The following is a 714-nucleotide window of genomic DNA, read 5'->3' as shown; positions in this document are numbered from 1 at the left end:
AGCTTTTCGCAGGCTATCACGTCTTTCATCGCCTCTGACTGCCAAGGCATCCACCACATGCACTTAATTACTTGACTATACAACCCCAAACAGTCGTTTATCCTTACAAGTAGGATAAGCAACAGATTGTGATGATCTCTCATCACACTCATACAGTTGGCGTCTTGTGCATTTAAGCACCGTACAGCTTCAATTAGATTCATATACCAAAACGCTTGATTCAGTTAATTTCGCTAGAACTCATTTCTTGTAGTTGCCTACTTGAAACGAGTTTGAACAAATTATTTCAACTCAAATATATTCTGTTAATGATTTTTCCAGCCTTCGTCAGGTCAGGAAACTGTGATAAATCACAGAGGTTAATAACAATGCCGCGCATTATACGCTGCTTTATCACTAAGCTCTATAAGCTATCTAGCTGTTTGTATGTTTCTTAGCTCATCTTACGTTTGCTTGATCATTTCAAGATCAATGTAAGTGATGGTGGAGACTAGGAGAGTCGAACTCCTGACCTCCTGCGTGCAAAGCAGGCGCTCTACCAACTAAGCTAAGTCCCCAGCTTATCAATAAGTCAATGTTTCTGATTTCTGTAAGTTTGCAGAGTGGTGGGTCTGACAAGACTTGAACTTGTGACCCCACGCTTATCAAGCGTGTGCTCTAACCAACTGAGCTACAGACCCTCAGATACATCGTATGAAGAACAACTTGTTGTGG

At 41.3% G+C, this 714-nt stretch carries 2 tRNA genes; both read right to left on the bottom strand.

From position 1 onward, the window contains the following. Nucleotides 1-481: 481 nt before the first annotated feature. Nucleotides 482-557, bottom strand: a tRNA-Ala gene (locus WFH18_RS17615). A gap of 46 nt (nt 558-603) precedes the next feature. Further along, nucleotides 604-680: transfer RNA gene (locus WFH18_RS17610), tRNA-Ile, on the bottom strand. Nucleotides 681-714: the final 34 nt, after the last annotated feature.

Origin of the sequence: Acinetobacter sp. USHLN143 (genome assembly GCF_037145695.1) — a bacterium.
Taxonomy (GTDB): domain Bacteria; phylum Pseudomonadota; class Gammaproteobacteria; order Pseudomonadales; family Moraxellaceae; genus Acinetobacter; species Acinetobacter fasciculus.
Note: the sequence above shows the minus strand (reverse complement) of the source record. Positions and strands in the feature narration are given on the sequence as shown.